The sequence below is a fragment of the Bacteriovorax stolpii genome (assembly GCF_002872415.1).
GTDB lineage: Bacteria > Bdellovibrionota > Bacteriovoracia > Bacteriovoracales > Bacteriovoracaceae > Bacteriovorax > Bacteriovorax stolpii.
Map to the genome: position 1 here is coordinate 768,310 of NZ_CP025704.1, position 25,005 is coordinate 793,314.

The 25,005-nt window shown below is 41.1% G+C and carries 23 protein-coding genes; 16 read left to right on the forward strand and 7 right to left on the reverse strand.

Going from position 1 to position 25,005, the window contains the following annotated elements; genetic code table 11:
- Positions 1 to 213 precede the first annotated feature (213 nt).
- The 4 genes from miaB (at position 214) to C0V70_RS03600 (ending at position 4,379) form a co-directional block, all read left to right on the forward strand.
- A complete protein-coding gene (gene miaB / locus C0V70_RS03585) occupies positions 214 to 1,674 on the forward strand; it encodes a tRNA (N6-isopentenyl adenosine(37)-C2)-methylthiotransferase MiaB (protein ID WP_102242499.1) in 1,461 nt (486 codons plus the stop codon).
- 84 nt (positions 1,675 to 1,758) lie between these two features.
- Positions 1,759 to 2,370: a hypothetical protein gene (locus C0V70_RS03590; RefSeq protein WP_102242500.1), complete on the forward strand. Its 612-nt coding sequence runs from the start codon at positions 1,759 to 1,761 to the stop codon at positions 2,368 to 2,370.
- Positions 2,358 to 3,422: an aminopeptidase gene (locus C0V70_RS03595; protein ID WP_102242501.1), complete on the forward strand. Its 1,065-nt coding sequence runs from the start codon at positions 2,358 to 2,360 to the stop codon at positions 3,420 to 3,422. Before C0V70_RS03590 ends, C0V70_RS03595 begins: the two co-directional genes overlap by 13 nt.
- A gap of 9 nt (positions 3,423 to 3,431) precedes the next feature.
- The gene (locus C0V70_RS03600; RefSeq protein WP_102242502.1) at positions 3,432 to 4,379 is read left to right on the forward strand and encodes an ATP-grasp domain-containing protein; all 948 of its coding nucleotides are present in this window, start codon (positions 3,432 to 3,434) and stop codon (positions 4,377 to 4,379) included.
- Here the strand turns inward: C0V70_RS03600 and C0V70_RS03605 are convergent.
- The 3 genes from C0V70_RS03605 to C0V70_RS03615 form a co-directional block, all read right to left on the reverse strand.
- Positions 4,376 to 5,917: a methyl-accepting chemotaxis protein gene (locus C0V70_RS03605; protein WP_102242503.1), complete on the reverse strand. Its 1,542-nt coding sequence runs from the start codon at positions 5,915 to 5,917 to the stop codon at positions 4,376 to 4,378. The genes C0V70_RS03600 and C0V70_RS03605 overlap by 4 nt on opposite strands.
- A 29-nt stretch (positions 5,918 to 5,946) precedes the next feature.
- Positions 5,947 to 6,486, reverse strand: coding sequence for a hypothetical protein (locus tag C0V70_RS03610; protein WP_102242504.1), 540 nt, complete (start codon positions 6,484 to 6,486; stop codon positions 5,947 to 5,949).
- A gap of 232 nt (positions 6,487 to 6,718) precedes the next feature.
- Positions 6,719 to 7,402: a hypothetical protein gene (locus C0V70_RS03615; protein ID WP_102242505.1), complete on the reverse strand. Its 684-nt coding sequence runs from the start codon at positions 7,400 to 7,402 to the stop codon at positions 6,719 to 6,721.
- 209 nt (positions 7,403 to 7,611) lie between these two features.
- On the opposite strand from C0V70_RS03615, the gene C0V70_RS03620 reads away from it, so the two are divergent.
- Both C0V70_RS03620 and C0V70_RS03625 read left to right on the forward strand, forming a co-directional pair.
- Positions 7,612 to 8,109 (forward strand): hypothetical protein, encoded by a 498-nt coding sequence (locus tag C0V70_RS03620; RefSeq protein WP_133566701.1) that lies wholly within the window; start codon positions 7,612 to 7,614, stop codon positions 8,107 to 8,109.
- A 10-nt stretch (positions 8,110 to 8,119) separates the two neighbouring features.
- Positions 8,120 to 8,572, forward strand: coding sequence for a hypothetical protein (locus C0V70_RS03625; protein WP_102242507.1), 453 nt, complete (start codon positions 8,120 to 8,122; stop codon positions 8,570 to 8,572).
- Here C0V70_RS03625 and C0V70_RS03630 read toward each other — a convergent pair.
- Positions 8,565 to 9,536: a hypothetical protein gene (locus C0V70_RS03630; RefSeq protein ID WP_102242508.1), complete on the reverse strand. Its 972-nt coding sequence runs from the start codon at positions 9,534 to 9,536 to the stop codon at positions 8,565 to 8,567. The genes C0V70_RS03625 and C0V70_RS03630 overlap by 8 nt on opposite strands.
- 136 nt (positions 9,537 to 9,672) lie before the next feature.
- On the opposite strand from C0V70_RS03630, the gene C0V70_RS03635 reads away from it, so the two are divergent.
- Positions 9,673 to 11,124 (forward strand): ATP-binding protein, encoded by a 1,452-nt coding sequence (locus tag C0V70_RS03635; RefSeq protein WP_102242509.1) that lies wholly within the window; start codon positions 9,673 to 9,675, stop codon positions 11,122 to 11,124.
- On the opposite strand, the gene C0V70_RS03640 is transcribed toward C0V70_RS03635, so the two are convergent.
- Complete coding sequence (locus C0V70_RS03640) at positions 11,121 to 13,910, reverse strand: hypothetical protein (RefSeq protein ID WP_133566702.1); 2,790 nt, start codon at positions 13,908 to 13,910, stop codon at positions 11,121 to 11,123. The two genes, C0V70_RS03635 and C0V70_RS03640, sit on opposite strands and share 4 nt — an antisense overlap.
- 247 nt (positions 13,911 to 14,157) lie before the next feature.
- On the opposite strand from C0V70_RS03640, the gene C0V70_RS03645 reads away from it, so the two are divergent.
- From C0V70_RS03645 to C0V70_RS03680, 8 genes are all read left to right on the forward strand, one after another.
- A complete protein-coding gene (locus C0V70_RS03645; protein ID WP_102242511.1) occupies positions 14,158 to 14,763 on the forward strand; it encodes a hypothetical protein in 606 nt (201 codons plus the stop codon).
- Positions 14,764 to 14,795: 32 nt separating this feature from the next.
- Complete coding sequence (locus C0V70_RS03650; protein WP_102242512.1) at positions 14,796 to 15,404, forward strand: RsmD family RNA methyltransferase; 609 nt, start codon at positions 14,796 to 14,798, stop codon at positions 15,402 to 15,404.
- Positions 15,405 to 15,461: 57 nt separating this feature from the next.
- Complete coding sequence (locus C0V70_RS03655; protein ID WP_102242513.1) at positions 15,462 to 16,694, forward strand: pyridoxal phosphate-dependent aminotransferase; 1,233 nt, start codon at positions 15,462 to 15,464, stop codon at positions 16,692 to 16,694.
- 72 nt (positions 16,695 to 16,766) lie between these two features.
- Entirely contained in the window at positions 16,767 to 17,750 is a 984-nt protein-coding gene (locus C0V70_RS03660; protein WP_102242514.1) for a hypothetical protein, read from the forward strand.
- Positions 17,747 to 18,895 carry a hypothetical protein gene (locus tag C0V70_RS03665; RefSeq protein WP_102242515.1) on the forward strand — a complete coding sequence of 383 codons (1,149 nt, stop codon included), beginning with the start codon at positions 17,747 to 17,749 and terminating at the stop codon, positions 18,893 to 18,895. Before C0V70_RS03660 ends, C0V70_RS03665 begins: the two co-directional genes overlap by 4 nt.
- An 87-nt stretch (positions 18,896 to 18,982) precedes the next feature.
- Complete coding sequence (locus tag C0V70_RS03670; RefSeq protein ID WP_102242516.1) at positions 18,983 to 20,293, forward strand: PhoH family protein; 1,311 nt, start codon at positions 18,983 to 18,985, stop codon at positions 20,291 to 20,293.
- Positions 20,294 to 20,308: 15 nt separating this feature from the next.
- Positions 20,309 to 20,878: a PilZ domain-containing protein gene (locus tag C0V70_RS03675; protein WP_102242517.1), complete on the forward strand. Its 570-nt coding sequence runs from the start codon at positions 20,309 to 20,311 to the stop codon at positions 20,876 to 20,878.
- 143 nt (positions 20,879 to 21,021) lie between these two features.
- On the forward strand, positions 21,022 to 21,900 hold the full coding sequence (locus C0V70_RS03680) for a hypothetical protein (RefSeq protein ID WP_102242518.1): 879 nt from the start codon (positions 21,022 to 21,024) through the stop codon (positions 21,898 to 21,900).
- A 71-nt stretch (positions 21,901 to 21,971) separates the two neighbouring features.
- Here the strand turns inward: C0V70_RS03680 and C0V70_RS03685 are convergent, their stop codons facing one another.
- The gene (locus tag C0V70_RS03685; protein WP_102242519.1) at positions 21,972 to 23,432 is read right to left on the reverse strand and encodes a hypothetical protein; all 1,461 of its coding nucleotides are present in this window, start codon (positions 23,430 to 23,432) and stop codon (positions 21,972 to 21,974) included.
- Positions 23,433 to 23,727: 295 nt separating this feature from the next.
- Here C0V70_RS03685 and C0V70_RS03690 point away from each other — a divergent pair, with 295 nt between their 5' ends.
- On the forward strand, positions 23,728 to 24,624 hold the full coding sequence (locus C0V70_RS03690; RefSeq protein ID WP_102242520.1) for a hypothetical protein: 897 nt from the start codon (positions 23,728 to 23,730) through the stop codon (positions 24,622 to 24,624).
- Positions 24,625 to 24,676: 52 nt separating this feature from the next.
- On the opposite strand, the gene C0V70_RS03695 is transcribed toward C0V70_RS03690, so the two are convergent.
- On the reverse strand, positions 24,677 to 24,958 hold the full coding sequence (locus C0V70_RS03695) for a hypothetical protein (protein WP_102242521.1): 282 nt from the start codon (positions 24,956 to 24,958) through the stop codon (positions 24,677 to 24,679).
- Positions 24,959 to 25,005: the final 47 nt, after the last annotated feature.

The following is a 25,005-nucleotide window of genomic DNA, read 5'->3' on the forward strand; positions in this document are numbered from 1 at the left end:
TAATTAAGTGATCTAGTTAAAAAAGGGACCTTCGGGTCCCTTTTTTATTTGTGCCGACCGAATCTTTCTCCAATTAGTCCAAAATCCGCCTCATTTTCTTCCAAATCCGTGAAAAAAGACCCCGATTCGTTTACTTCCAACCCTGATCCTGCTAAGTTTTGCGCCTAAATTCATATTCAATCGAGCAATAAGGCTTTTTAACAGGGTAAACTTATGGCAGCAGGTCTTGGTACTAGAGGCAATGGTCCTCGCGAACAAATTTCTATTGATCCAGTTACAGGTGAAAAAACAGTCGTCATGGGAGACTTAACCTTCCCTCCACGCAAGGTTTGGATGAAAACTTTTGGTTGTCAGATGAACTATCACGATTCAGACCGAATCGCGGCCCATCTTGAAGACCTAAACTTTACCAGAACAGAAGAACTGGATGAGGCCGACATGGTCTTATTCAACACATGTGCGGTAAGAGATCTTTCAAATAATAAGTTTTACTCACAACTAGGTGAGATCAAACATGCTAAAAAGAAGAAAAATGGACTAGTCGTAGGGATTGGCGGATGTGTGGCCCAAACTGAAGGAAAAGAGCTGGTGAAAAAGTATCAGCACCTGGACTTCGCGTTTGGAACAGATGTTATTGATACGATCAACGATATGGTTTTTAGAGTTTATGCCGGTGACAACAAGTTCACGATCAACTCATGGGATAGAAGCGAGAACTTTTCGATCGAAACAAAGATCCCTGTCGGTTCACCACAGGCCTTCGTAAACATCATTAAAGGCTGTAATAAGTACTGCACGTACTGTATCGTCCCTTATACTCGCGGAAAAGAAAGAAGCCGTCTAATGGCCGAAGTTGTGGCCGACGTAACAAAGCTGGTGAAGTACCAGGGCATCCAGGAAGTCACTCTTTTAGGTCAGAATGTAAACTCTTACGGGAAAGAAAACGGGGAGAGTTTAGCGGAGCTGATCATGGAGCTAGATAAGATCGAAGGTCTGGAGCTGATCCGTTATACAACTTCACACCCCTACGATGTCAGCGATGAACTAATCGCAGTTCACGGAAAAGCTAAAAAACTTTCAAAACACCTTCACCTTCCGGTTCAATCTGGATCGGCGAGTGTTCTTGAAAGAATGCACAGAGAATATACGCCAGAGCACTACCTTGGACTTCTTGATAAACTTCGCGCAGCTCAACCAGAAATTGTCCTATCAACGGACATTATCGCTGGATTTGTTAACGAAACTGAAGAAGAGCACCAGGAAACGATGGATCTTCTGACAAAAGCTCAGTTCGATTTCATTTATTCATATGTTTATTCGCCAAGAGCTAAGACTCGTGCGGCAAAAATGGAAGACAATCTTCCAGACGATATCAAAGGTGCACGTCTTCGCGAAATCCAGGCCCATCAATTAAAGATTCAGGATAAAATCCGCCAGACGATGGTAGGAAAAACATACAGAATCCTGGTTGAAGACTTTGGAAACATGGGTGGAGTCAAGAAATGGAAAGGTCGTACAAACTGTAACAGAATTGTCCACTTTGTACCGGTTAATGATGAAATCGATATGAAATGGCACTGGGTAGACGTAAAAGTAACGTCTGCTACATCACTTTCTTGCCAGGGAGAGCTTATTGCTGATCTTGGAAAGAGACCACCGTCGTTATTACAATAAATTATACTTATAAAAGGAGGGGAAAATCTTCCCCTCCATCTTAATCAACATGACAAATTGGTAGAATAGAATCGAGGTGATTCTATGAAGTCTCTACTAGTTCTATTTGTTATCATTTTTCCTCTTTCAAGTTTTGCTATCGTTAACGAAGTCGCATTTGATTTTGGGTACGATCGCCAGATTTATGGTCTGCAAAGGCAGAATTCAAGTGTGAACCGCACTTATTCAGCTGCCCTTTCAACTTACATTTTTGATTACACGGCGATTGATTTAAACGCTTCGAGATCAAGTGACATCACGACAGAAAACGAGCGTTACAATGTCACAACCGGTATCGATGTGGTTGGTCAGCAAAACCGCGTGACTTCTAATGTTTACGGAGTGGGGATTAAGCAGATGTTTGCTCCACGAACGGCAAGGCTAATTCCCGGAATTTCTATCGGGTACGCCAAGCAGTTTTTAAATTACAACTCTGACCTTACGATTGAAGACACCTCAACAAAGGCCAGAACTAATCTTGCTGGACGAACAACTAAACAAAGAATTGATTCAGTTTTTGGGACGTTGTCTCTTCAATTGCGAATGACTGAAAGATTGTCATTAAAAGGTTCGGTTAAGACGTTGTTTCCGGCCTTCGAATTAGATAAGGCCCGCGACAACGTGAAGTATGCTATTGGGTTTTCATGGGTGTTCTAAAAAAGACACTGCTTTTTTTCTCGCTCTTCTCTCTTGTTTCTGGATGCGCTAAGTTTGAGTATCTGTACGAGCAGGGAATGGGGCAGATGACGCTTCTTTCTCAGGGAAAGGATAATAAAGATGTGCTTAAAAGTGTGCGTGTTCCTAAAACTCAAAAAGAAAAGATAAAAAGAATTCAGGAATTAAAATCTTATTTCTATAAATACTGGGACAGAAAAGAAACCAAGATCTATTCCCAGACTACAATGCTCAAAAATAGGGCCGTCACTTATCTGGTTATTGCATCTCCTTATCAGGAAATAAAAGCGGTGGATAATTGCTTTCCACTAATGGGATGTTTTCCTTATTTAGGTTTTTTTAACCAGGAATCGGCCAGAAAATTTGCCAAAGAAAAAGAAGCGGAAGAATACGTAACATGGATTCGTCCGGTTTATGCTTATTCGACCTTGGGGTATTTCACAGACACGATTCTATCTTCGTTTTTTGAATACGATGACTATGAGCTGGCAGAGCTTATTTTCCACGAGCTCTATCACACCATCTTTTTTGTGAAAAACCAGGTGGATTTAAACGAAAACCTGGCGATGTATTTCTCAGAGAGGATGCTGCCAGAATACTTCCTTTCGATTGGCCAGGCTGACTACCTGGTGTTCGAACAGAAAAAAGATGAGAGTAATAAAAAAATTAAACACCTGGTTGTCCTTTTGGCCAACGAACTACAGACAATGTACAAGAGCCTGCTTCCAAAAACGAAAGAGGAAGCAGAGGTCATCTTAAATGAATTCATGGAAGAGCGCTTTAAGGTAGAGGTTATGAAAAAGTGCCAAGCGCTCGACATTCAACCTAAGGACTGCTTTCCACTCAATCGTTCGTGGAATAACGCAAGTTTTGCAGCCTTTCTTACTTATGAAAAGAAATCTAATGACCTGGCCAGTCTTCAAAAAAAACTTGGGCTCTCTCTAAAAGACTACTATAATTGGATAGTCAAAAAGTATGAAGACTTCCAAAATCAAAGTGAGGAGGAGGACTTCGAAGTTTACCTTTTTAAATAGGACCCTCTTATGAAACATGTCCTTTTCATCGATCCAATCGAAAAATTAAATCCTAAAAAAGACAGCTCTCTGATGCTTGCGACAACAATGAAAGCGCAGGGAATGGATGTTTATCTTCTTTTTGAAAAAGATTTTTATATTAACAACAAAGCTAAAAGTGTCTTCAAGCTCTATGATTTTGAAGGCGATTTTTATGAAGATGGTGCTTATTTAAAGCATTTTTCTCTAAAAGGGCCAGCTGTCATTGAAATGAACAAAGGGGATGTGATCCATATGCGCATCGATCCTCCTTTTGATACGCGCTACCTTCGTTACCTGTGGATGCTTCGTTACTACAGCACTCACGGCATTAAAGTTATGAACTCACCAGATGGAATCCTGAAATACAATGAAAAGCTTCACGCTTACACGCAAAAAGCTTCACTGGAAACTTACGTGGGAAGCAGTGTGGAAGGTTTTATGGGGTTTGTTGAGCTGATGAAAAGAGATCATCAGGACCTGATCTTAAAACCTCTGGATCTTTACCAGGGTTTTGGAGTGGAGAAGGTGAGTATCAGTGAACCAAATCTTGCTTTTAAGTTTTCGGAAAAAGTAAAAGAAAATAACGGCGCTATCGTCGCTCAGCCATTTTGCAAAGAAGTCGTTAACGGAGAGATTCGTTCACTTTATTTCAAAGGGCGTGAATTGGGTTCAATTCTAAAAGTTCCAAAGAAAGGAGAGTTCCTGGCCAATATTGCTCAGGGTGCAGCTTTTCATGCAATTGAGCTGACACCATCAGTAAAAAAAGAATGCGACCGCATTTGTGCTGAGCTCGTGCAAGAGGGTGTAGATTGGGTGGCCTTTGATATTATGGGAGATAATGTCTCTGAGATTAATATTACGTGCCCAGGTCTTTTAGTGGAAGTAAGTTTCGCCCACAAAAAGAACCTGGCCCTGGATATTATTAAAGCACTCTAGCCTTTTTTCCCATCGAGCATAATAATTAACTCATCAACGATTTTTCCCAGGGACTCAGACTGCTCGTTAAGTTTTGCTGACATTTGCAGCGATTCCTGGGCGACTTGTTCGCTCTTGTTGGCTACATCGTTGAGTTGAAGCATTGATTTATTCACTTCTTCAATCCCTTTACTTTGTTCCTGAGTCCCGGCATTGATTTCTTCCAGGATATTGCAGATGCTTTCTGATTCAGAGCTGATTTGATCGAAGATCACGTTACAATTTTCTGCGTTTTTATTTCCCTCTTCAATTGTATGGCGACCGCTTTCAACGATCCCCGCCATTGAGGACTGGGATTTTTTTACGATGTCGTTGACTCGTGAAACACTTGTGCCTAAAAGAGAAGAGATCTCATTGGCCGCCTGGCCGCTCATGATTGCCAGGTTCCCGATTTCTTCAGCGACGACCGCAAAACCTTTTCCGTGTTCACCGGCGCGGGCCGCTTCTACTGAAGCGTTGAAAGAAAGAAGTTTTGTCTGGAAGACGATATCGTTAATGATCTTTGTTTTTTCATCAATATTTTGAATGACGTTAACCACTTCAACGAACTCTTTGTCGTTTTTGGTGATCTGATCGACCATTTGCTTGTTTGAAATACTGATCTGGTTGATTGAGGTAAGCATCTGGGCAATGGCCTCTTTTCCTTCTGCGATTTTGATCTGGCTGTCTTTAGCATTTTTAGTAGAAATTTGGACATTATTGCGGTTGATGTCCGTCATTTGAGAAATTTCCTGAACGGCCTGAGAAGTCGCCTGGATTGTTGCGTTTTGCTCTGTCGATGACTCTGACAAGAAGTCGCTGGTTGTCGCTACTTTAGCTGATGTTTCATTAAGAGTGACTGTGCTTAAATTCAATTGCTCAGAAATTTGTTTTAAGACCTGGACAAGACCCTTGCGGAAACTTAATCCTCCAATAATGATAACAAGAATCATTAAAGCACTTGCAGCGATCACAGAGTACTTCAGCTTTACTGCCTGGGCCTCTGATTCCTGGATAAATGTTTGAGTTTTTTGTCTTACGCCATCACCCTGAGTTTCCAGTTCTTGTAGTGTCTGAAGATAGAGTGGGCTGACATCGCCGATAAAATACTCGATAGCTTCTGATGTCTTTCCTAGAAGAATCATCTTATCTACGAGATGATTTACTTTTTCTTCGTAATTTTTATCAATCTCAGAAATTTTTTGGCAGTCGAACTTACACTCTTGAATATCTTTTTGAACTTCCTTCATTTTATCTTTAAGCTTGGCAATACCAGCTTCAAGATTGTCCGGATCTTTCTCTGTAATAAGTGGAGAAATTCCTGATTGGATAGAAGAGATATCAATTGAAAGCGCAATGATACTATTGCTGGACGCTGCACTTTCCTGAGAAGCCTTAAGCAGGCTTCCCATGTTTTTCTGAATACTCGTCACAGTGAAGAGAGAGGACAAGAAGCTGATGACCACGACCCCGAAGACCACGGTTAGAAGGTATTTTTGTAATCCTAGTTTTTTTAGCATTGATTCTCTCTCTTCCCTGTATTAACGAATTATTTTAATTTTGTAATAGAGTAACCAATAGTCATTGAACCGATAGCCTTTCCACCGTCCATTACTGGAACAGCAACTTGAATAGACTTAAGTCCTGTCGACTCATCCATTTCAATCGACCCTTGCCATGTTTTTCCTGCCATTGGGTCATCGTGCTTAGGTTTTCCTTTGTGTGACCAATTTGATGTCTTTGAAAGGAAAGCAACTTTCGTCCCGTCAGCAGCATTGACGAAAATTTCTGTAACCATGTCGTTCTTTTTTGTTTTTAAAAATTCACCAGCAGGGTTCTTAGAGAAGTAACGAACCTTTGGATCAAGAACTGGAAGGTCTTTCCATTTGTCTTGAGTCATATCTTTGTAGTCTGCTAGTGCAGCAGCATTAACAGCTTTTACTGCATCGACAACTTTTGGATCGCTTGCCACTTTTTTCATTTCTTCAACTTGCTTGTTAAGAGCAGTTGTTTGTTCTGGTGTCAGTGCTTCAGCAAAAGCTCCAGACGTAAGAAGAGTAGACAGCATTAAGCTCAGAAAAAATTTCATGTGTGCTCCTATTTGGTTTGAGATCAAATGTGTACTTATGTATCGAATCGTTTATGGAAAAACTGTTGAGTTTAATAATAAAAAATGCTTTATAAAGAAAAAATTAAGTTGTTCGGTAAACGTAAGGTCAATAGTTTTATTTGTTTTATTCTAAGTTGATTTTTACTTATGCGAAAAAAAGGCAAAAAAAGGAGAGGTTAACCTCTCCTTTTTAATTTTTGTTTTGATTTCTTTAAAGCGTAGCGTACTCAACTTTTAATCCAACACATTCAGTTGGTCCACCTGAGTTGTAAGGGATGTCTGCGTATGGGCAGTATAGTTTTCCACTAGATGCTTTACATCTGTGGTCTGTAAGTACTTCGACAACTTCCAGAATAAATGGGCTAGAGCTTCCGCTTGGAACTGTGAATTCCGCAACAGAAGAGTACGCGCTTGTTGAAGCATCAGCTACCAGTGTTTGTGTTTCACCTAAACTTGATCCAGATTTTCTAAGCATCAGCTTAACTTGCATTTTAGTGAAATTGTTAGTTGTAAATGTTGAACAGGCCTTTGCTGCATGTGATGGATTGGCCAGTGCCGTCCCACCAGTAACTCTAAAAGCTTTGATTCTTACTGCAAATTTTGCATCAGCTTGAAAGGAATTAGGGTCAATGTAAGAAGGAAGATTATTGGCCGATGACCAATACAAGCTATTTGTTCCCGGTCCCTGAATCGTAAGATCAGGAAGAGCAGTACTAAATGAATAAGTTGTCCCAGATGATCCGGTTCCTGTATTTGTTCCTGAACCATTATTAGTCGAAGGATTGGTGATGTAGTTATTTGTCACAGATTTTCCTGTCGTTGTTTTCCCACAACCCGTTAGTGCAGCGGCTGAAAGGAGTAATACAAGGAAGGACATCTTTTTCATACTTTTCATAAAAAAACCCTGGGTTTTTAAGTTTCTCCATTGTCTATTCGACTGGTTTGGTAAATTTCTTGAAAATTATATAAATCTTGGGCCAAAACAACCTGTCTTTATACTTAAGTCATTGATTCTGCATCAGCGGCCCTGTTGTAAACATTTTTGGGGAGGGGTAGAATAGAAGGACTCCCAAACCTATGGATGGTTTTGGCGCAAGAATCAAGATGAAAACTTTAGACCTAGAAAAATACATTCAAAATTTAAGCACTGACCTCTACAGCTTCGCTTTTATTTTAATCCCCGATGACCTGCAGGCCACACAGCTGATGATTGATTCAGTGAGTGCTTTTATGATTCAAAAAAAGGATCTGATTGAAAGCCTGACTAAAAAAGGTGAGTCGCACCTGCTGGCCAATACAGAAGATATCAAGATTCAGCTCTATAAGCTCATGTATGAGATGTCTAAAAAGCGCTATCACCAGCTGCGCATGAGTTTTAAAAACGTAGAAGACAACTCTGGCTTTTTTGCCCTGGAGTTTGACGATAAAGCGGTTCTTTTTCTACAGGAGAGAACTGATTTTTCTATGGAAATTATGGAATTCATTCTCGGGAAAACCAAAACTGAAGTTCTCGCTCATTTATACTCGGCCCGTATCGCCATGGTCTCAGAATTGACAACGGCGCAAACGGCATTCGTTCAAGGCCCACGAGGCCACAACTAAGGATCATTATTTGGATAGTAGTAGGCGCAATGTAATTGTATCAGCACCAGTTTTAAGACCTGCAAGTGACAACTGTATTCATACAAAAAATGTTTTCTCTCTTTTGGATTTAACAGAAGAGGAGGAAAGCTTTCATAGGATCAAAAAGCACATGGACACTTGTCCAGTGTGTGAAAGTGCTTTTAGAAAATTCGAGCAAAAGAACCTGGAAACCAAAGTTTTTATTCCGAAGCCGCAAATTGATTCGGAGACAAAGATGGTTTTTGAGAGTGAAGTGCACGAACTTTTTAAGACTTTTGATTTCAATGAAAAAACTCGTTTGAGAAAAAAGATCAAATCAAACTTCAAAAAAATCGACATGGCCGGATTGGATTTTGTTAAAAATCTGGGCTCAAAAAATATGCTAAAGACCTACGCTTTAGGCGCAGTTCTTTTTGTTATCCTAAGACAGTTTTTTAATTAATATTGATCTGGTAAAAAATGGAGAATTTCTTTCCCTTCTTATAGCTCTTAGGAGGGTTGGGAAGGTTGAGTTGTTTTAGAGTTTCTTCAAAAAAGTAATGAAGGTCATCATTCGTTGAAGATTTAAGAATCTTGACCACCATAATGTTTCCTTCTTCATCGTAGTCGACTTTCCCCAAAAGAAAATCTTTCTTATCAAAAGCGCGCATAATGCCTGGTCGTTCAATGGCCACCTTATCGAAAGTCGCTTCGATTTTTGAAGCGTAGGATGTGTACATTCTCACGTAGAAACTGTAGTTGGCCTTTTCATCTGAGTTGAGCTCGTCTTCTGAAATTCCTTCCGGGCGCTCTGACCTGATTTCCAGGTTGGAAATTCTCTGTGTCGGTCTATTGGGTGGAGGAGTGTAGTTTCTGGCAGCTTCCCTTTTAATGATTTCCTGCTCATTTGATTTAGGAATAGAAGACTGCTTTTTTGGGTTGAAGTAAAAGTGATTTCCGCTGTCGTTGACAGAAGGAGTAGGGGCCTTGATCAGATCACTCGCAGAAAAACTTGGTTTCTGATTTCCAGAAGCCTTAGGCCCCGGAAGGTCGGGAGCAAGATTGGCCATTGATAGTTGGTTTTGTGGAGCACCAGGAGCTCCTCGCGTCGGTTTAACCGGCGCTTGTGGATTAGGGGGTGTTTGTCTTTGAGGTTTGGCTTGAAAAGCAAGATCCGGTTGATAATCTTTTTTCTTACCGTCTTTAACCCCTACTCTTCTAAAAGGCTCAACTTCTTCAGGTTTCATGATCTTGATTTGATCAAGCCTTAGTGGAGTCTTTAAGTTTTTTGTCGTTTGTGAAAGCTGATTTAAGAAGTCAATATTCTGTAGATCGCCTTTTACAAAGGCAAGAATTGCCGCATGCAGGAGGATAGCTGCGAGAAAAGAGATGAGATATTTGGACTTTGAATCCTTATTCCTGATCATTTCGATATCTTACAACTTCTCCCTAGGAAAACACAGGTATTTTTATCCTATATGTTGACCCTAATCCGTCACGGAGTAAAATTATATTGGGCAAGAGTGCCCTGGACTCTCAAAACTTTGCAAGGATTGCAATTTCATGAAAAAGCTAGCCAACGTTCTCGAAAGCAAAAGAAGTATCGCCGGGCTTTGCCTTCTGGCAGGACTGATCTTCACAACATATAGAATTCAGGAAAATTCGGGACAGATCAAACGCTTAACAAACTTTGAAAGTGGAATTCAGACGTGTTTTACGCGTGTGAACCAAACATACACTGCTAATCTTTTAGGTGACACAGGATCAACTTACTTAACACAGAATTTCCAAAATCTAACGGAAGAATGTTTAGCAGAGGGGATTTTGACTGTTGAAAACTCTTTTTCAAAAGAGCTTTCTGGAGCAGCAAAACAACTTTCTAATCTCGCTTCAAACGTTCACTGGTTCCATGAAGATATTCTTGCGCCCAATGGAGCGAAGTCGATGGCCGGAAGTGGTGAATCCAGAGATGTAGGAACTCGTTTTGAAAAAATCGAAACGACTAAAGATGAGATCCTTGAATCGACAAACTCATTTAAAGCAGAAATTACAAATTCTTTAAACCAACAGAAAAATATTTTCTATGTTTCAGCGACTCTTTTAGTTATTCTAATGTTAGCTGAATACATGAGTCTTACTCGTCGTCGTCTTTCAAACAATGCACGTGAGAAAGAAGCGCAGGCCGAACTTCTGGATAACGGAGGGGCGACCAGCGTAAAAGTAGGGGAGATTATCCGCGTAGCTTTAGAGCAAAACGACCTGATCAATTGCTCGAAGCTTTTTGCTAATTTCCACGCTTACACGACACTGGAAAAAGGGAAAAACAAGATGTCGCTTGAGACGCTTGTCACTCCAATGACAAAAGCAGTGGCCTCTACTTCAGTAAAAAATATTGACCAGATTTGGGAAGACGATTCGATTGGAGTTTCTGCCGACAGTACTATGAACACGCAACTTAATGATATTAACCTGGAGCAATTGAGCTCTTCTGTTGTAGACCTTTTAACTGAAAAACTTTTCTCTCAAGGTGTGCAGATCGACATCAACATTCCTGAAGGCCTTATGATTAAAGGGCGCCAGGAAGATATGGAGCAGACTCTTTATCACCTGTTTGCTTACGCCATTAACTCAACTCAATCAGAAAACGGTGAAAAGAATATTTCTGTCTTCGCTCATAAGTTAGGTGACGTCGTTGCTTTTGACCTGATTCATTCAGGGGCAGGCTTCGATGAAGCGATCCTAAAGCAGAGAGCGGGATTAGGTGATGGAAACGGAAACCTGGATCTTGATCTTCAAATTTGTCAGTCACTTCTAAGTGAAATTCAGGCCAAAGTTCAACTGGACAATAAGATGGACCAAAACGGAAACGTGGTTGGTGGACGAGTGAAAATCATCTTTAAAGCGGGAACACCTGCTCAAATTGCTTCCACTCAAGGGAAACTTGTTGACCTTAAAGTGGGAAGTAAAAAAGAAATTCTTGCGGGATTTGCAGCAGGAAACGGCCAAATAAACTAACGACTCACTTCAGTTCTTAAAATTCCAGCGATCAGCTCTTCTGTATCTTTCAGAAGGGCGATCTTGGTTGACTTCAAATCTTCAAATTTATTCGTCGCCATTTCCAGGTCGTGAGAGCTTGGGATTCTTAGATTTAAAAGAATGTCAGCAATCTTGATTCCGACTGCACCTTGAAGGATGAACTTAATAAAGTGGATCATCGGCGCATTAGCGTGAAGGTGAATAATGTCCTTATCCTGGAATTTGAAAATCAGGACAGTTGAATCGTCTGTCGTCTTGATATGCAGAGAAGACAGAGGAAGTTGAAGGTCCTGGTTACTCTTAATTTTGTACTCAACGTACACATCGTCATTTTTTGGATAAATAGCGTATGTTTTAAGTTTCACCAGCTCACTTGAAATCAGCGAGTTTCCGAAGTTAAAGCTTTGTGGTTTGCCGTCTTCCAGTTCTTCAACCAGTGACTTCATTTGCAGTTTAAAGTGCGACAGAAGGCTTAGCAGGTGCCAAGGGTACTCTGCAGCTTCGCGGGCCAGCTGACCTTTTAAAACTTCAAATCTTTGCTTTAAATCAAGCGGGTGAAGATTCTTGATCTCGCGTGCTTCAAGGTCCAGAAGACTGAAGGCATGTTTTGTTCTTTCTGGCATGAAGTGCGCTTTTGCAAAGAAACTTGGAACAAGCAGTGATCTTAGTTTTGCTTTTAATTTCGTCGGTCCATCAGAGAGCTGAAGCTGAATGATCTGGTGACCGAGCATTGAAGAGAAGTATTCTCTAAAAACGTTTAGGTTAATGGCCGGGTGTTTCGGGGTCAAACCAAAGTAATGGTAGAAGGCCGTCCCGTATTGCTCTAGCTTCCCACGGTAAGCATCAATCGGTGTTAATTCGATTCTGATGTCCATTGGATCATTTTGATTCACGATCAGAAGAAGAGGGAATTGTTTTTCTGGTCCAAATTTCAGACCTAGAAGTTCACTTGAAAGGCTTCTTTTTCCTTGAGTGAAGTCTTCAGGAACAATCTGCTCAATAGCAAAGAATGTATCAAGCGATGTTGAACTCTTCGTCAGGTTTTTAAAGAAGCTTGGGTGAGGAAGGTGACCTGATTCCTTGTTTGATACAGATGAAACAAGTTTTCCGCCAATGATAGCGTCCTGGTGGAATTCAAAGAAAATATCTTTTTCTACTTCGCTGACAAAAATCGGCGTAGTGATCGGGTTTTTGTGCTTAATAAAACTTTGTAGTTCTTCAACCAGTTTGTTGAACTTGTTAAAGCGAGTCAGGTTTCCTTTAAATTCGAATGAAAGACAAGACTCTTTTGTTTTGCGGCTGACTTCGAAGAGATGCTTGTTGGCCACAGGCTCTGCAGTTCTTCTCGTCAGGATATAAGCGAAATGCGCGATTTCACCTTTTCCTTTCAGCTCTTCCATATTGATAGCAGCTTCAACTTTAAAATCTTTTAAAAGCTGTTCTACGCGCTCACTTTGGCTTGGAACGAAAAGTTTCTGGTTCGTAAAGACATACACCATTGCATCTTTTTTCAGCATTGCCTTTTGAGCAAGAATTTGCTGAACCAGGAAGTGGTGTGGGTTAGTCTTTGGAAGCTCGGTTAAATTTAAAACGATGCGGTTATAAAGTGTGTCACCGCTTGGAAGCTCGCCTAGGTTAAAGAACGAAGCCTGGCCCAGGCCATCGACTGGATCTTGCTTGTATTTCTCGCGCATGATCTTGCAGATGAAAGGGACGATTTCATATCTGTGTTCGGCGGCAATTCTTGTCAGGAAGCTTAGGAATTGAAGCTCCTGGCAGATTTTAAGGAACTGGCCATCGATAAATTCAGAGCCTTCAAACTCCGGACAAATCAGGTTGTTCCATTGAGAGATTTTTACGTTCGTCTCCTGGGCCAGCCAGTGAGACAGGGCCATTGAAGAAACATGGTTTCCAACGAAACGAGTGTTGATCGTTTTAGGAAGGATGCACACTTTTTCGCCCGCAAATGTTTTCTTTTTGCTTTCTGGTTTTAGCCAAGTCGGGAACTTGATTAAAAGTTCATTAACTAAAAGGCCAAACGTTAAGTGAGACAATGAGTGAGAGTAGTTTCTGATAGAGTAGATCTTGTCGTCTTTTGGAGTTGAGATCAGTTTAATTAGCTCCGTCAGTGTCACATTTTCAAAAGCGTCTTTTAGTTTTAACAGAGAGTCTTTGTACTCCAGAGTCGGGCGGTACCAGCTGTACTGGTTGATCTGAAGTGAGTCACATAAAAGCTCAGTCGAGCTGTCTTTTACGAAAATCTTTCCTAAGAAAGAAAGTGGGTTCATCAGAACGTCTTCTGTCACTACCAGTCTCTGCTCCTTTGCCAGGTCCATGATGAACTTGATACGGAAAAGATAAATAGCAACAGCTCTGAAGCAGTGAACTTTTAAAAAGTCGTCGATATGTTTTTTTAGCGGAGAAGATTCATCCTGAAAGTGCAGCCAGAAATCCTGGTGCTGCCCTAGAAGAGATTTGTCTAATTTAGCGTATTCAGCAAAGTGCATGAATTCGTGGTATGTCTGAAGCTTCATCGACTTGTTGATTGAGCACGATTTTTTGAATAGTGCTTGAGCGTCGATTGAAAGATTGCTTAGAGTGTTTTTGATAACGATGGCCGAAGCCGTAATCAGGCCTTCGCCTTTCCAGCCTGGGATAAAAAACTCAGAAGGATTAAATTGGGTAGGCGACGCCGTCTCGTCAATTACTGACGACGAGAAACTGTCTTTCATCCAAGACTGTTGTGGTCTACTGTTGTGATCCAACTTTTTAATCCTAAAAAATAACCAACCAATTCAATTTGTTTTTGGCATAAAATAGTGACAAACACCCCACAGGAAGTCATGGAAAAAGTGCAGTTTTTTTATAGTTTTTTTTAATGGAACCCATCGAAAATACTGGGATATGAGAAACATCTAAAGATATTAATCCCTAAAGTCGATAAGAAACCATGAAAGTCGCGTTAATTGCGTAGTTTCATTAGCGTTTATTTTGTTTTTACGAGGGGCGTCTATGGCCAGTGATATTTTTGACGATGTTGATGCAATTCTAGCCGCAGAAGAGGGTTTTGAAGAAGATAAGAACTTCAACGAGTCCGAACTTCAGGACATCATGTCTGAAATTGAAGACCTCGAAAAAGAATTCACGCAAGAAGAAAAGGAAATGAGCCTTCAAGATAAAATTGAAGCAGAGCTTGCGATGGAAATGGAGATGGGAGCGTTTGAAGAAACGGCACCAGAGGCTTTAGTGGCCCCGATTGTAGAAACAAAAGCAGTTGAAGTAGAAGCTTCAATTGAAGCGGCTCAACCAGTAGCGCAAGTCTTATCATTTGAAAAACCAGCAACACCAGCACCTGTGGCCACAACGACGACGACAACTTCGACGTCTGGTGTGTCTTTCCAGGCGCAAGGTTCAATGGCCCTTAACCTTGATTTCAAAGTCGGGGAAGAGAGCGCAAAACTTACGATTGACCCAGTAAAGGGATTGGTCGTGACAGTTTCCGGAGTGGAACTTTGTATCAGCGAAGATTCTGGATGCACAGTTTCGATGGAAAATGGAATGAAATTCACAATTCCTTTGTCGACACAAACAAATTCGCTTAAAAAGAAAGCAGCTTAACTCTAAAAAAATCTTAAAGTGGAGATGCTTTTTTGAGCCTAAAAATCCTGGGCGGTTTTGCCCGCGGACAAGTTCTTGCTGTACCTAAAGGCGATTTAATCAGACCAACCTCTGTCATGCTCAGACGTAGAATTTACGATTTCTATCAAGACATGGATGGTGTGACGTTTGTCGATCTTTGTGCGGGATCGGGAGCAATGGGTTTTGAAGCATGGTCGAGAGGGGCCTTTCGCATTTATCTCAATGAAGTCAACCGCCACGTTTTAAAAACGCTGGAAGAAAACCGCGAAAATTTACTGGTTCGCAATCACCATAAAAAAAATGGCGAGATTCTCTGCAGCCATTTTCCGGCGGAAAAACTCATTAAACAATTTAGAGTAGATTATGAAAAACTCACTGACGCTCAAAAAGAAGAGACGGTGATTTTTCTCGATCCGCCTTATTCAGAAAAAAATATTTATATCGATGTCATCAAATACCTGCAGGCAGAGCCGTGGTTTTTTGGTCAACTTTGGGTAGAGTCCGATCCGAAAAAAGGGATTCCTAAAGAGGCCCTGAGTGATATGGGACTCAAAGCAGAGAAGATTTACGAGCAGGGCGACAGCTACATCTTTGTCACGAATTTTCCCCAACTTCCTTAAAATATGCTCTAATTAAATAGTACTCATTAAGACAAGTGATTTGTCGAAGGATTTGCTATGGAACTTAGTTCGCGTGTAAAAGGCATGGCCGAAAGTGTGACCTTGAAGCTTAACTCAAAAGCAGTGGAGCTTGCTGAAAAAGGTCAACAAGTCTACAACCTGACAGCGGGGCAACTTCCTTTCAGACCACCACAAGATTTTATCGATGCTATTAGAAGTGAACTCGATTTTTTAAAATCATATCAGTACTCGCCAGTTGGCGGATTTGTCGATCTTAGACAAAAAATCATCCAGCACATTGAAGAGACCAGAGGAATTAATTTTTCCGCTGACGTTTTAGATGGTGTTGATTTTGATTGCGTGATTTCTAACGGCGCAAAACACTCGATCTCCAATATCCTGGGAGCTTTGATTAACCCGGGAGATGAAGTGATTATCATTTCTCCTTACTGGATTTCTTACCCTGAAATGATCAAGTTCTGCCGTGGAGTTCCGGTTGAAGTCAAGTCGTCGATCTTCGATGTTTTCACTCCGCCGCTTGCAGAAATCAGGAAGGCCATTTCAGAAAAAACCAAGGCCATTATTATCAACAGCCCGAATAATCCGGCAGGTGTTCATTACTCGGATGAGTGGATGAGCGATTTTGCAGAACTGCTTTTAGAGCATCCGGGAATTGGGGTGATTAGTGACGAAATTTATTTTGAAGTTTGTTACTACGACCCGAAACCAACCTATTTTTACCAGAAGAAACCGGAACTTTTAAAGCGCACAATTATCGTCGACGGTATTTCAAAGGCCTTCGCTTCCACCGGTCTTCGCATCGGTTATTGTGTAGCTCCCAAAAATATTTGCAAAGGGATTGAGAATCTTCAAGGACAGCTAACCAGCAGTGCAAACTCGCTGGTGCAAAGAGCGATGATGAATTACAACTTCGCCAACTCTGCCCAGTTTTTAACTCCGGTTAAAAATCACCTGCGCGATAATGCGACGATTATCAGAGAGAAATTAAGAGAAAATGATTTGATGAAGTGCTGGTATCAACCAGTTTCTGCTTTTTATTTTATGATCGATTTCACCCAGACTCCGGTCTTTAAAAAATACCAAAAAGACAAAACAGACACCACGGATTACGCTATACAGATTTGCGAAGACATGCTTAATAATTTGGGAGTAGTGATCGTTCCGGGGACTGATTTTGGGATGAGCAATTCCGCCCGAATAAGTCTGGTACTTCATAAAGAAGTGTTTTCTGAGGCCATCGAGAAAATCGTTAAATTCCTGCACGGATAAGAGCGACAAAAATTGCCCCTGATATCATCTTATACCTCAAAAAGGCATAATTTTAGATAGGGGAATTTTACCATGCTCAAATCTCTCGTTAAAAACTCACTTTTCATTCTTGCCTGCACGCTTTTTGTGGCGTGTGGAAAAAGCACGGAAGAGGAAGTGAAGGACGCTGTTTTAAGCGCCAACATTCTTCTTTCAAGAAAAGAGTGTCAGCCGGCCATCGATCTTTTGGAAGGGATGGGGAGGCAAAATAAAAACGCAAATTATCTGAAGGCCTTATCGAGTGCATATGCTTGTAGAGCTGGGTATTCAACGATTACTTTTTTTGCTGATGATATTTCAAAGACTGCTTCACCTGCTCCTCTCGGGGGGATGACTCTGTATTCAACTTCACAGGTCACAGCAACTTCTCCTTTAACAGACGATTCTAAATTTAGAGACCTACAAACAGCAATTGATATTCTTTCTTATGCAGGCGGAATAGCGTCTACAGTAGAGCCAAGTTCTGCAGAAAGATTAAAATATTTCTCCGTCAATCAAGCAGGGGATATTAATACTCAACTTGCTTTTATGGTTTTAGTCCAAACTGGCAAATTAATGAAAGTTTATTCTGATGCAAATTCTTCAGGTGTAAAGGGAGGAGGCTCAGGATCGAATAACTGTTTTACTGATTACACGACAACGGATGCCTCTACTGTGCAAGCTTATTTAGGGTTGGGAGAAACTGGGGCCTGTACGTCTGCGAATTCATCACATCCTCAGCTTGCTCTTGGTGTAAGTGGCCGCAGAAAAAGATTGTGTGAGGGAGTTGTTCTGTTAAATGCAATTTTGGATCTCTTGCCAAATATTATGGCGACAGCTGGCGGAGGAGACCTGGATGCAATTAAAGATATGACCACTGATATTCAAGAGAAAAAGGATGAGTTAGCGTCTATGGACTCAACCTATGTGCCTACAATGAACGTTTTGAGTCAAACTAACTGCGAAACGTCGACAGATATTACTGAAGTTACTCTTTCTTCATATTATGCAGTCTTTTTTGAGTCCTTGGTTAAATGAGAAAATGTTTTTTTAGCCTATTCATCGCCTTAATCTCCCTGAGCACATTTGCTCAGGAAGTAGGTTATATCGGCAGAAGCCCTCGCGCTCAGCTTATGGGTGACGCTTATACGGCGATCGCCGATGATGAATATACATTATTTTATAATCCGGCCGCTCTTGGACGAAATAAGGGAGTGAGTTTTACTCCGCTTGCATTTAACGTTGGTGGGTCAAATATTATTGATGACCCGGATAAATTTAAAGACTTCCCCAAAAGTGATCCGGCAGCCATCGCCAATAGAATTCTCAATTACCCGGTGTCCATTCAGGCCTCGACTTTTCCTGGGCTAAAAATGGCCACGTTTGGTTTTAACCTCTTTGCCAGTTCAAAAACCAATATGGTTTTAAGAAATGCGATTCATCCAATTCTCGATGTAGATTATCGCTATGACCGCGGTTTTATCGCTGGTTTTGCTTACAATGTTGGAAGTGGGGCCTACTCGTCACGAATCAATAAAAGATCTTCAAAAACCAAAATCAATTCCGGTAAACGCCTTTCGATCGGGATCGCAGTCAAGCACGTCGGTCGTGAAGGGATGGCGGATCAATACGATCTTTTTGGGACGACTCTTTTAAATAAAATCAACTCGGGAAATACAGATATTAACGATCTTAAAAAAGCTCTCGGCTATTCAAAAGGTAAAGCGTGGGGAGTGGATTTGGGAGCAGAGTACGCTTACTCTTCAGGGCGCAGTCTTTTTACGGCCGGCGTTTCTATCTTAGATGTCGGAACAACTCGCTTTACAAAAACTGAAGGGATTGGAGAAGTTCCAGATCAGGATATGACGGTTAATACCGGCGTGGCCTATAAGCAGGACTTTGGTCTTTTTGATTACACTTTATCTGCCGATATTCGTCCTCTGACGAGCACAATTGATATTTCACGTAAATTCCACTTTGGAACAGAACTTTCACTCCCATTAGTTTCGCTTAACGCCGGATGGAGTGAAGGCTATCTTTCTTATGGTGGCTCACTTAAGTTATGGCCAGTTAAGCTCACTGCCGGGTTCTACGGTGTCGAAGTGGGTTCTAAATTCCGTGAACAGGAAGCTAAGAGATTCGTCGTCTATTTAAGTCTTTTCGACTTTTCTTTTGATATCTAATTCTCTACAATTTTTATCAAGAGACATCGAATAACCAATAAGGGAAACCCGACTATTTCGCTCTGTCTTTAATACACGGAGGTATTGTTGAAAAAGACTTTTGTCCTGGACACTAACATTCTTCTTTTTGACCCAAGCGCTTTTAGAAAATTCGGTAAGAACACAGTCTTTATCCCTCTTATTGTAATCGAAGAGATTGACCGTTTTAAGAAAGACCAAAACGAAAACGGACGAAATGCCAGAAATTTTTCACGCTTCATTGATGACCTAAGAACTCAAGGCTCACTTGCTGAAGGTGTTGTACTTGAAAGTGGTGGAACGCTTATTATCTCTGTTGACCTTTTTGTCGACAACAAGGCCCTTCCGATCGATGTTACATTAAACGACAACCTGATTCTTTCTTCTGCTTTAGCCTTAAAGCAAAAAGGTGATGATGTTTTCCTGGTTACTAAAGATATCAACCTTCGCCTTAAAGCAGATATGCTGGGAATCAAGGCCGAAGATTACGGCCAGGTCGATGTTACACTTGAAGAGCTTTATGCTGGTCAACGTGTTCACGAAATTTCTGGCGAAAGATTAAAAGAGTATGAGGCTAATCGCTTCCTTGCTTTTGATGAAGAAGAACAGATGGGAGTTTTCCCGAATGAATATTTTATTCTTCAGGAATTCCACAACCCAAGAAGAAGACTTCTGGGAAGATACCACGGTGGCAAAAAAGGAATTGTCCCTCTCATTTCACTGAGAGAAGGGATTTGGGGAATTTACCCAAAAAATATCGAGCAGCAGTTTGCTCTTGATGCTCTATTAAATGATGAAGTGGCGCTGGTTTCACTGGTTGGTAAGGCCGGAACTGGAAAGACTCTTCTCGCTATCGCGGCAGGTTTAGAGAAGGCGATTGTTCAAGGGAAATACTCTCGTTTACTAGTTTCTCGTCCAATCCAACCGATGGGACGCGACCTGGGATTCTTACCAGGGGATGTAAACGAAAAGCTTGCTCCATGGATGCAGCCGATCTTCGACAACATGGATTTCCTTTTCAATCAAAATAGAAAACAGGCCGGAACTTCTTATGAAGAATTGATCAACCAAGGGATGTTACACGTTGAACCGTTAACTTATATCCGCGGTCGTTCAATTCCTGGTCAATACCTAATTGTCGATGAAGCGCAAAACCTTTCTCCACACGAAGTAAAAACTATCGTTACGAGAGCAGGGGAAGGCACGAAAATCGTTTTAACAGGGGACCCTCAGCAGATTGATTCGCCATACTTAGATGAGACTAATAACGGTCTTGCTTATGTAGTAGAGCGTTTAAAAACTGAAGAAATCATCGCTCACACAACTCTAAAAGTTGGTGAGAGATCTCCACTTTCAGAAGTGGCTTCAAAACTTTTATAGGTGATCGAGTAGAAAATGGCCGATCCTAGATTGCAGAGAAAATACCTACGTGCCCCATTAAAGTCGCAAGCTCTTTATGTCGACGATGAGCACGTTTTCAAAGCACGCATTTTAAACATTTCAGAAGGGGGAGTTCTTTTATCGGAACTCCCTCATATTCCCGAGATCAATTCACTTCCGATTGCTCTAAATGTGATCCAGTACCCGCGTTTTCACGGGATGCCGCTGGAGGATTTAAAGCAACTTACAGTCGAAGATTTCCCGCGCGTGATTTTAAAAACAAAAGTGCGTATGGTGAGATCGTTTGAAAACCAGTCTAACGTTGACCGCGTTTTTATCAATTTCATTGGGTGTGAGTTTTATAATCCACCAGCTGATTTCAAGCTGACAATCTTCCAATACGTTGAGACGTTTGCGAAGAACACTGTTTATCTTTTGAGTTTGTTTGAGTCGCTTGGAAACAGGACTGAGCAGCTTGAGACGTTGAGAACAGTGGCGCACTTATTGGGTTATGACCGCCGAATGAAAATCCCTCTTTTAAGAGCGAAAGTCCTCCATGACTATCAGTCTCTCGAAAGTTTATAAAACTGCTCCACTACAATGGGGCTTTTGTATTTCTTATTCGATAATATCTCTTTTCAATCTTTGAATTTACTTCTTTAAAATGACCTTTCTTTTTAGATGGTTAAGCTCCATAAGCAAGTCTGCCTCTTGCTTATCCTTCCCCAATGAATCCAGGCTGCCCAAATTCAGGATGCAACTACTTCCAAAAAAATACCTTTTGTAAAAAAGATGGATATTATCTGCGCAAAGATGACTCCCGCCAAATCCAGCGCTACAAGTGCTCCGCTTGCTCTAAAAAATTCTCCCGCGCAACTGGCACCCTAGAGTTCGGACAAAAAAAGAGGCGCATCAACAAAACCATTTTCAAGATTCTCTCTTCCGGCGTCTCGATGCGACGATCGGCGATCATTCTCGGAGTTCATCGAACGACGATTGATAGAAAACTCGTCTATCTTGCGCAAAAATCCAGACAAATGCATGCTGATCTTCTTTTGAAAATTGGCACGCAAAAAGTCGAGCGTCTTCAATTCGATGACTTGATCACTACCGAGCACACCAAGCTTAAGCCTCTTTCCATTTCAGTCGCCGTCGATGCTCGCTCGCGAGTTATCTTGGGCGCTTTTGTCTCTCAAATTCCGGCGTTTGGACACCTGGCTTCGCTTTCCAGACAAAAATATGGAAAAAGAAAAAGTTATCACAAAGAATCGATGATGAAGCTATTTGAAAAGATCACTCCGGTTGTTTCTCCTTATGCAGAAATAAAAAGTGATGAGCATCGCATTTATAAAGAAGTGGTTCGAGAGTTTTTTCCGAATGCAGATTACAAACAGTATAAGGGTGAAAAAGCGATGATCGCCGGGCTCGGCGAGCTCAAGAAAAATGGGCGCGACCCTTTATTTGCGATCAATCACACGTGCGCGATGTTGAGGGCAAATATTAATCGCTTGTTTAGAAGAACCTGGTGCACGACGAAGAAACCAAAAAGACTTGAGGACCATCTCGCCATCTACATAGCCTTCCATAATTCTGTTTTATTAAGTTAATCTAAAAAAAGACCAAATGAGAGCTGGAGTTAAGCTAAAAATGCGCCCCACTCTAGTGGGGCAGTTTATAATTATTTTGTAAGTCCTAGCGAATCTACAGTGCGTAATTCTGAGTAGCCCCATCCAGAAACAATCACTCGTACAGTTGTCGCGTTTACGATTCCTGTGACTGTCGCTAATTGTCCGTTAGAAAGATAGACAGCGTCCTTTACACAAACATTGCGACCGGCACATCCTGAAGTTCTACCTAAAGATGAAGAGTCGCGGATTTCAGAGTAAGACCAGCCTTTTTGGAAAACAAAAAGCTTATTGTCTTTTCTGATACCGGTAATTGTCACTGGATAACCTGAGCTATCAATAACACTTTGTCCGACACAGAATTTTTCATTGTTGCAGCCATCTTTTTTACCAAGGGAAGCCGATGTTCTGCTTTCAGAGTATGACCATCCAGACCTGTACACCATGATCTCTTTATTCTTCTTTACCCCTGTAATGACAGAATCATATCCACCATCCAGAATTTGTTCGCCAACACAGAACCCATCAACGCAACCTTTTACATAGGCAATGGCAGACGTCGATGTCGTGACAATATCACCAACTGATCTCTTTACCATGATAGCGCCATCAGCACGGACTGCGACGATTGAGCCAGGGTAGCCGCCTACTAAAACAGAGTCACCAATTTTTAAATTGTCATCAATTCTTGTTTCTGTAGATGCTGATCCTACTGGGCGTTTATATGTATCTTCATTAGAGCGCTCTTCTTTACGAATCCCAAGCTCCATTCCAACTGTGACTTTTTTCATCTGACGGATGAGGGCGATAGATTCACTGTCCTTCATTTTCTTCACTGGGAAGAATTTGAGGTTGTTGTTGATTTTTACAATCTGAGGAGCAAACGATTTGTTGTTTAAGTCGCGGTAAAGATCCCATTGTAAAAATTCAAGCGCCGTTCTTTGAATATTGTATTGAGCTGAGGCATCGAAGATTGAGTTATTAAGATTCGTCAGGAAGTTAAAGTACTCAACCCCAAAATCCTTAAAAGGAGCAGCGCTTTTTTTGTTAATGATAGTCATATCGATATCGTAGTACTTAATGGCCATCTCAACTGTCTGTCTCAGGATTCTGAATTGAGCATCGATACTACCGATAGCTTCCATATCCACTTCTTTAGATAGGATATCGTTAACTGCCAGTCCGCGATTTAGAATGTATCTCATAAAGAGTTCAGAGTTTTTCGAACCACTGTCTTGAACGACTTGCTTAATCGATTGCAGTAATCTTTCAACTTTTAGTGACATTGGAATGCTATCTAAGTCATTAAGCGCATCAGTTAAAAATAACTTTGAGTCTTTTGCCCATGGGAGAAGCTCTGCAATTTGATCTTGAGAAAGAACTCTTTGTGTCCCTTCATCCAGGATGGCCGGCTTCGTAATAACAGGAAGAGTGACTTCTTCCGCTGCTTTTAGGTTTTGCCCTAGTAAAAGAGCAGTCATCATCATCGGGATTACAAATTTTGTTAGTTTCATAGTTTTCTCCATTCCCCTCAAAATAGATTAAAGCTGGATCGACTTCAATCAAGGCATGCGAACGTTGTATTTTTTCTGTCATACAATAGTCAGCACGTTAGTTTATGAATTTCCTTATTATGGAATAGTTAAGTCGCGTAAGGGGGTCTCTTTGTAAAAAAGAGCAGGGGGTGTCTAAAAACCAGACAGGCTTACCCCGGTATTTATTCTTGAAAGAATATTTAATTGATTTAAATCAGGTCGTAAGTCAAACTAACTAGATAATTTATAAAGAAAGTTTATCAAGGAATGATTTATGAAGACGATGTTCGTTTTATCCCTGCTTTTTTCTACTTCAGTCATGGCCCAGGAAACCGGGGTCGCTCAGCCCCTCCCGTTAGAAAAAAACGAAGCTCCTGCAGCCGTCATCGCCCCAGCTCCGTTGGAAATGGATGTCTCTCTTCCTGCCACTAGAGAGCCGTTACCTAAGCCTGCAGCAGAGTCTCCGGTGGCCCGAGTAGATAAGCTCTATAATGAAATTAAAAGTTCAAAACTTTTTTTAGAAATCAATCCATTGAGGATGGCCGGCGCATCTGTGGATTTCGAATCTAATCAAGTTACGATGCAAAATAACCGTGAGCTAGAGCTCGATGGAAGTGAATTTAAATTGAAGCTGATGCCACTTGATTTCAAGTTTGGTTTTGAGAATGAAGGGTGGGGAAGTTTTGCAGAAGTAGAGATAGAAGATGGAGAAGAGAATTCCGAGCTCGTAGTGTATGCGAAAGTTAACGGGCATAAGTTTGGTGGAGGTCTGGGGCTAAATGTGACAGATGTTGAAGCTACGGCCAGAAGTAATAATGTTCAGATCGCTAAAGAAGAGTTAAGAAGCACAGTTATATACCCTTATTTTTATGCTTCATTTGGATTAGTGGACGATGCCCAGATGATTGTTGAACAGTCTAATAAGATTGGTGGCAGTTTTGAAAAAGCAGAGTCGGACACAGCGAGCGTCGAAGGAGTGGCCTTTGTTTTCCAGCCATCACTGGATGTTCTTTTCAAAGTGAACCCTAAACTTTTAATTGGGTTTGGCGGAGAACTTAGCTATAGACGATTCTCAGGCGATATTAAGTCATCAGGGACAAATATTTTTGGTGGTGTTGGAAATACTTTTGGATTTGAATTTAATTTAATTAAGACGAGATTTGTGTTTTAGGGAAATTGAAATTCTCTTCTCTTAGGCCAGTCCAAGAGAAGAGAGTTTTCACTTAGTGAAGCTTGTCTTCGATCTGTTTTTTAAGGTCTTTTACAGAGTCTGCTAAATGCTTTGATTCTTTTTCCAGACGGTTTGTGAATTCATTCATCATCACGCGCGTTTTTGAGAAAAGGTCATCCATTTCTTCGCTTCTCTTCAACTGATCCATCAGACTGTCTGATTCATTCATAAGATCATTGAAGCTTAAAACTTTAAGGTAATCAGAGAAGTTTCCTTCTCTCTTTTGCGTTTTCCATTGATCTAGGCTGACTAGATTCTCCCCATCGATATTCATTTTCCTTTCCCCCAAAGATTTTGAGCGTTTTAAGGCACGAAACACGA